Consider the following 7,044-nt stretch of genomic DNA (forward strand, 5'->3'; position numbering starts at 1 on the left):
TGGCCGCCCTGTCCACCCGCCCCGCCCGCCTGCGCGCCCCCGAGCGCGGCTGCACCAACCGCGCCCTGGTCAGCCACGACAGCGAGGAACAGGACGCCGCCGAGGCCAAGCTGCCTGCCGCACCCCTCATCCCGGTCCTGGAGCTGCGCAAGCGATGGGTGGAGCAGTGGGTGCGGCTGCTGCTGTCGAAAGCCCGCGTCCATCAGCACGTCGTGGAGTTCCCGCCCGGCCTCGCGGAAAGCACTGTCGCCGACCCGGCCGCCTGCCTCGGGGGCACCGCACAAGACGTCTTCATCCCCGGCCAGGCAGGGCCGTCCGATCCGCCGCTGACGGCCAGCGAGCGGGTCGCCGCCTTCGAGACCGCGGTCCCCGAAGGCACCTTCAGACTGGCCATACGCCTCGCCATGGCACCGCTCAACCGCTATGTGATGGACCTCATCGCCGACAAGTCCCACCCTTTCGCGACCCCGAGCGACCTGTCCCGCATCCTCACGAGCAACCTTCTGGTGGCCTACGAGCAGCCTGCCGACAAGCCCAGCTCCTACGGCCGGGTCACCTTCGACTTCGCCGACGGGGTACGCCAGTGCCTCCTGGCCCAGAGCGATTCGACCCAGACCTACCAGACCGCGGACCTTCTGGAGCGCTATCTGCCGCAGGTGATGCCCGCCCTGGCCGGGTTCGCGAGCCGCCTGCGCAAGCCCCGGCCGGAAGCACTGCCCGCGGTCACCCTCCAGAACCTGCCCTACCTGAGAGTGGAGGCGAACCTGCTCTCGGCCCTCTCCGCGGAGTCAGCCGCCCACCGGGCCACCGCCGACCATCTGCGCACCACACTCACCACGCACCAGGCCGGCACCCAGCGCGCACCGGGCGGGTGACATCGCCCGGCCCACAGCACCGACACGCTCTCGGCCGCAGGGGGCCGGTCAACGACCTCTGGTTTTGGGTCCGGCGTCGCGGAACACCGCATCATCCGGTACAACACCAGGACCCACACCGTCGTACGGGAAGCCATCCACCCTCGCGAAATGTTCCTCGGGGGCGGCCGGGTCAGAGTTCCGGGTCTGCGGCGATCGTCTGGTCCGGCCTCGGGGGGACTACCGGCGCCTGGTCGTGCTCGCCTGTCTCTACGAACGAGCTGGCAGAGGAATAATGCGAGGTCTGCCAGACCGCTGTGGTGTAGAGGGTCCTGGAAGAATTAACGACCTCATGGGTTCCCCCGTAGTCGTAACCCTCGCTGAGGTATCGGTTCGTGATGCTCTTGAAGCGGAGCGCGTCGCCCGCCCGGAGCACCCGATTTCCTCCGGCCTTGATATTGCCGTTGGCGGTGAGATTGTCAGTGATGGTGACGCTGTTGCCGGGCAAGACGTTGACGTGACTGTTGATTTTGAGCGGTACGCCGTACGGGCCGCGGAGGTCGGCGATCCGGACGATCTTCCCGCCCCCGACAGCGGTGACAGAGCCTTTGGCAGTCACGTCGCCGTTGAAGGTGCTCGCCCCGATGACATTCAGGACCGCGTCGACCTTCAGACCCGCGTTCTGACTGACCCGCAGCGGGTTGCTGCCCGCACCCCGCACCGATCCGGCCACCGTCAGGTCCTTGGCGGTGTTGCTGAGGCTGACGCTGTCGGCGAATGTGGCCGGGCCCTGGACGGTGAGGTTCCTGACGACGAGGTCAGGAATGCGTACGGTGACGGCCGTGGTCAGGGTGTGGGTGAGGGTGACGCCACCGGCGGTGACTTCGGCGCGGAGCATGAAGCCGGTGACGGTGGTCAGGCCGCGCGGGGTGGGCCAGACACGTTCCTTGTCGAGGGTTACTCCGGCCGGGGTGTCGCCCCAGTGCATGGTGTACTTCGCGTCCGAGCCCTCCCAGCGGAGCACGGCGACCTCACCGTTCTCCACCATGATCTTCTCGGGCGCGAAGTTCCGGAACACGAACCCGGCCGGGAACTTGTCGACCTCGACCGCGGCGTCCTTGTTGGTGAAGCTCCCGTTCGTCCTTGACGAACTCTCGACGATCGCGATGGAGACCTGACCCGCCGTGCGGTTGACCGCGATGTTGGACAGGGTGAGGGTGACGATCTGCCCGGTGAACTGCACCGCGCGGGCCGGGGTGAAGGTGATGACCGCGAAGCCGCCGGAGACGGTGGGGGCGGAGGGCGTCCAGCCGGTGCTGGCACCGGTCTTGATGTCGGCGCCCTCGGTGGTGAGGTGCTCGGCCCCCGCGCCGACCGGCACCCGGACGGTGATTTTGTTGCACCAGGCCGACGTGGTGATCCCGCCGCCGACATTGATGTTGACGGAGCCGTACTCGGTTTCCTCGGCGGAACTCACCCGCAACGGCTTCGGGTCGGTCGACGGTTCGTACGGCAGCAGGTTGGTGGCGTTCACCATGACGACGCTCATGCAACAGCCTCTCTGTTAACGGAGGTTCAGGACTTCTCGGTCGCGTCGAGCAGCAGGTATCCATAGCGGGCCTCCGCCTGCGGATCCCCGAAGTGCGCCGCGGAATCAGCAGGAACGATCGGCAGCTCCACCCACTCGGTCTCCGACCCGCGCGGCTCGGCCCAGCTCCACGCTCCGTGCCACGACGCGGGCTGCGGCAGCACCACACCTGCCTCCGTCGGCTCCTCTCCCGCCCGTGCCCGCCTGACTTCCTCGGCCTTGTCGACCCGCTCGGCCGCGAGCAGTGGGCCGAGCCGGAAGGACGCCCGGATCCGCCGCATCGCCTCGGACACCAGGTCGTCGGGGAGCTGGACCTTGGTCACCGGGAGGATGTCCGTGGTGGCGTGCACCGCCGCGTACGGATCCACCAGCAGCGTCAGGTGGTGCGTCACCGGCTGGTCCGGGGTGCGCGCGGGCACGGCCAGGCCGTGGCCTTTGTCGATCGGGGTCAGGTAGCCCCCGCCGCCCTTCGGCATGACCGCGTGGAAGAGCTCGTACGAGGTCTCCTGGTCGGGTCCGGTCGCCCCGGCGAAGTACCCGATGAGGCCGTCGCCGAGCCGCTTCTCGTTGCCGAGCCGGACCGGCCAGCGATATCCGTCGTACTCCTCCTCCGACTCCCCGAGCACCTGGTCCCAGCTCGGATTGCTCAGCAGTGGTCCTTCGAGCTCGACGCCCAGATCGGCGCGCACCAGCGCGAGCGGACGGCCGATGAGCCGCAGCGGAGAGCCGTCCTCCTGGGCCGCGTCGTCGAGGATGGTGTCGAGGGTCTGGTCGATGGTGTCGAGCAGACCGGTCAGCGCGGCGGCGGGTTTGTCCTTCAGGGTGCGGACGAACCGGGCCAGGTGCGGCATGGCGTCCTCGAACTCCTGGGCGTCGACGTCGGGATGGGGCGAGCCGGGGAGCGGCAGCCACACGCTGTCGTCCGCGCCGTCGATGTCCTTGACGACGCGGAGTTCGCCGAGACTGACGCCGTCGGGTCCGTGGACGACGAGGGTCTGGTCGAGATGGTTGAGCAGCAGCCAGCCGGCCAGGGGGTTTTCCGTCGTGGCCGCGCGAGCCATCGGTGAGAGCCGCTGTCCGTCCACGGCACGTACGGTCTCCAGCCGCACGCGGGCGCCCTGGAGGAGACGCGGGCCGAGCTGGACGAAGCGGGCCGTGCCGATGAGGTCCTCGTGCAGGACCTCATCAGGGGCAACGCTCTCCGCGAGGGTGAGGGAGACCCGTTCGTAGTTGCCGCTGTTGACGATGTCGTAGGTGCGTCCGAAGCGGTCGACGATGCGCAGGTCGTGAAAGGTGAACTGGCCGGCCCGGACCGGCTGGAACGGTGTTCCGGGGTCGTCGGCGGGCGGTTCGAGCGGGCCGCCTTCCGGGACGCTCTGGATGTCGCCGACGAGCCCGGCGACGGCCTCGGGGACGTGCACGGTGGTCCTGGCGGTGGAGTCCTGCTGGACGAGCCAGTCGTGGAAGCCGTCGAGGCGCTGGGAGAGCATTCCGGGGTGGCCGAGTTCCTCGCGCAGGGCGAGCAGGCCTTCGGTGGGAGCGCCGGAGTAGGTGTCGAGGTAGCGGTCGATCTGCTTCTGCAGGACCCACGGCACGCTCGGGGTGAGGAACGCCCGGTTCTTGAAGGTGAGCCAGCGCAGGTTGGCTTCGCCGCCGCCGGGCTGGGCTCCCCGGCCGGACCATTCGTAGCGGCTGCCGTTGAAGGTCCAGTAGGTGGTGTCGCCGGCCTGGAAGGGCGTGGGGCAGTACTTCAGTTCGTATTCGAGGTGCATGGGCAGCCAGGGCTGCCGCCAGGACGCGGTGTGCTCGGGGACTGGCCCGGTGACGGCGGCGGGGTCCTTGAGAGCCGCGTCGAGAGCGCCGGGGACCCGGGCCACCTGGTCCAGGAGGGCGAACTCCGCGAGGAGCGGGGTGCAGGCGTCGGGGAGTCCGGCCAGTCCCGGGCTGGGCGGAGTGGTGGGCCGGTCGTAGGTCGTGCCGCCGACGGTGATCCGGGTGATCAGGGCCTCGGGAAGGCGGCAGGGCAGCGGGGTGTCCCGGGTGAGGGGTTCCTTGGCGCCGGTGTCCTTGATGAGCACGACCGGGTCGGCGGGGCGGTAGTAGGACTCGCGGGCTGTGCGCTCCAGCTGGTAGCGCGGGTCGAGTCCGCGTTCGGTCGCGTACTTCGCGATGTCGGCCGCGAGTTCCTCCGGGGTGCCGCCGGTGGGCAGTTGCCGCAACAGCACGAATTGTTCGTCGAGCAGAGCCTTGGTCCGCCCGGCCAGACTCGTCGCATCGCTCTCGTTGAGCTGGACGTCAGCTGCGGCGTCGAATCCCTCGGGGTGCTCAGGGGTGAACGGGGGAACCGGCTTGTTGCGCAGCCACCAGATGTTCCACAGGCGCTGCTGGGAGCGGCGGAGCCTGGGCGTGAGGTCGTCGTACTGCCGCTGGACGTCGTTGAGTCCGGTCAGCCATCCGGGTTCCGGCGGCGGGGGTGGTAGCTCGTCGTCCCCTTCGACGGGGCGCGCGGTCACCTTCCAGACATGGCCGCCGTCGGAGCCGGAGAACCAGGAGTGATGGGTGAGGGTGTCGAGGTCCTCTTCGCCGTCGGCGGTGTCGAGTGTTTCCAGGGTGCCGTGGAAGAGGGAACGTACGAGGTCCCCGGTGCGCGCGGACCAGGTCTGGCGGGCGGCCAGCCGGCCGAGGGCTTCGGCGCTGCTGCTGCCCAGCGTGAGGATCTTGCTGAGCTCGATGTTGCTCGGTTTGTCGGACTCGTGGGTGGCGCCTTCGCGCTGCCAGTCGACTCCCAGCGCCGAGCCGCTGTAGAGGGTGCGGTCCAGGGCGTCGGCGGCGGTGCCTTCGGGGGTGGTCCAGCCGAGGGCTTCGAGGAGGTCGGCCGTCCCGTCCGCGTCCGGCGGGAGCAGGCCGGGCACGGACGCGGCGCGGTTGAGGTAGTCGAGTGCGTCGTCGCTGTACCAGCCGACGACGAAGTAGCTCAGCGTCGCGTCGGGCGGGTAATTGTCCAGGTCGCCCTTGAGGTCCTCAAGGGTGTCGTGGATCGAGAACACGTCTTTGTTGTACGGCTGGTAGGCCGCGAAGCCGGGGAGTCCGGGCCCGGCCGCGGTCAGGTGCGGCTTCTGGGCGGGTGGTTCGGTCCACGGCGCCTGGGCGAGGTCGTGGCGGCGGCCGAGGAAGGTCAGCTCCAGCGGAGCGCCCTCCGGTGAGTCGGGGTTCGGGTGCTTGTTGGTGCCGTAGATGTCGTTGCCGTCGGCGTCCTGGACCGGGCGGCTCTCCAGGTAGTCGCTCTGCACGATCCACCCGACGGCCTTGCGGTCCGCCGCCGCCGCTGTGGTGCTGTAGCGCACGACCAGCCAGCGGTTGGGGACGAAGGGAAAGGTCGTCTCCCCTGTCGTCTGGTCGTAGTGCCCGTTGGCCAGCGCCTCGGGCAACTGCCACTGGACGTAGACGCCTTCGCTGTCCGGGCCCATGGTCTCGGTGCCGACGCCGGGGGGCGGCTCCGCGCCCGCGCCCTCCTCGATCATGGCGTCGAAGTTGGGCGTCCACCGGTTGAACGTCTCGGCGGTGCGGGTCAGCCGGTTGACGACAAGGGCGTTCACCTTGACGGGGACGATCAGGTCCGTGGCGCTCATCAGGCGGTCTCCGTCCGGGCAGCGGTGCCGGTGGGGCTGAGGATTTCCTGTTCCAGCGGGGCGTTGACGAGTTCCAGGGCCAGCTGTCCGGGATCCAGGTCGGTGAGCCCGAACTCCCGGGCCAGGGCGGGCACCAGGCCGCCGGTGCCGAACATCTGGAGCACCGCGGGTCCCGTGTCCGGGTCGGAGCGCAGGTGGAGGTCGAAGAGGCTGCCGGTGGCCGGGTAGTAGGTCTCCAGCGGGGTGCCGATCGGCGGGTCGGCGGCCAGGCTGCGCAGGCCGAGGCGGTTCCCGGAGTCGATGCCGTAGTGGATGCCCTGTCCCGGTTCGCGGATGACGACCTTGTCGGGAACGCCGTCCCAGAGGATGAGCAGGATCCTCTCGTCCGGTGTGGCGCGGCGCAGTTCGGTGAGGACGGTGCCGTCCTTGAGGTAGGCGTTGACCTTGATGTCCGGCCAGGCGGGAATGAGTTCGGAGTGGATGAGCAGCCCGCCGGCGGCCCGCTTCGCGCTGCCCGACCGGGCGGTGGCCCGGTTGAGCATGGGGGCGAGGCGGCTGTCGACGGAGGTGTGCACGCCGACGTCGGCGGCTCCGGCGACGAGCGCGTCCAGCCAGCCCTGGTCGAGGCGGAACATCCGCAGGGATTCCAGGGGCAGCATGCGCGGGTCGGGCACGAGGTGGTGGAACGGCACGCCCTGGAGCAGGCCGAGGCGGGCCTGCCAGGCGGCGATGGTCTCGGCGTTGCGTTCCGCGGTGGTCCGCAGGAGGGAGGCGGCGCGTTCTTCCGCGAGCACGGACCTTGACTGCGTACGTGTCACTCTCGGCCGCGGCGTCCTGCGTCCGGCGTCGTCCGGGAGCTGGGGGCTCGTGAGGCCGGTGCTGAGCCGCTCGCGGAAGCCGACGGAGGCGAGTTCGCGCAGCGCGCCGAGGGCGGGCGGGGCGTCCGGGTCGACCGAGGAGCGCGCCGGGTCTC

2 protein-coding genes and 2 pseudogenes are annotated in these 7,044 nt (G+C 69.9%); 1 reads left to right on the forward strand and 3 read right to left on the reverse strand.

What is annotated here, in order from left to right:
• Positions 1-875 (forward strand): annotated as a pseudogene (locus GKQ77_RS23855) (hypothetical protein); the annotation flags it as partial.
• Positions 876-1,047: 172 nt separating this feature from the next.
• Here GKQ77_RS23855 and GKQ77_RS23860 read toward each other — a convergent pair.
• From GKQ77_RS23860 to GKQ77_RS23870, 3 genes and pseudogenes are all read right to left on the reverse strand, one after another.
• Positions 1,048-2,403: a hypothetical protein gene (locus GKQ77_RS23860; RefSeq protein WP_219690984.1), complete on the reverse strand. Its 1,356-nt coding sequence runs from the start codon at positions 2,401-2,403 to the stop codon at positions 1,048-1,050.
• 26 nt (positions 2,404-2,429) lie between these two features.
• A complete protein-coding gene (locus GKQ77_RS23865) occupies positions 2,430-6,071 on the reverse strand; it encodes a hypothetical protein (RefSeq protein ID WP_219690985.1) in 3,642 nt (1,213 codons plus the stop codon).
• Positions 6,071-7,044: pseudogene (locus tag GKQ77_RS23870) on the reverse strand (hypothetical protein); the annotation flags it as partial. The pseudogene GKQ77_RS23870 and the gene GKQ77_RS23865, both read right to left, overlap by 1 nt.

Source organism: Streptomyces anatolicus, from assembly GCF_019400875.1.
GTDB lineage: Bacteria > Actinomycetota > Actinomycetes > Streptomycetales > Streptomycetaceae > Streptomyces > Streptomyces anatolicus.

What these genes read in the sequence shown, in the direction of transcription:
- GKQ77_RS23860 (WP_219690984.1), bottom strand. Translation starts at nt 2,403, where the DNA reads ATGAGCGTCGTCATGGTGAACGCCACCAACCTGCTGCCGTACGAACCG.
- GKQ77_RS23865 (WP_219690985.1), bottom strand. Translation starts at nt 6,071, where the DNA reads ATGAGCGCCACGGACCTGATCGTCCCCGTCAAGGTGAACGCCCTTGTC.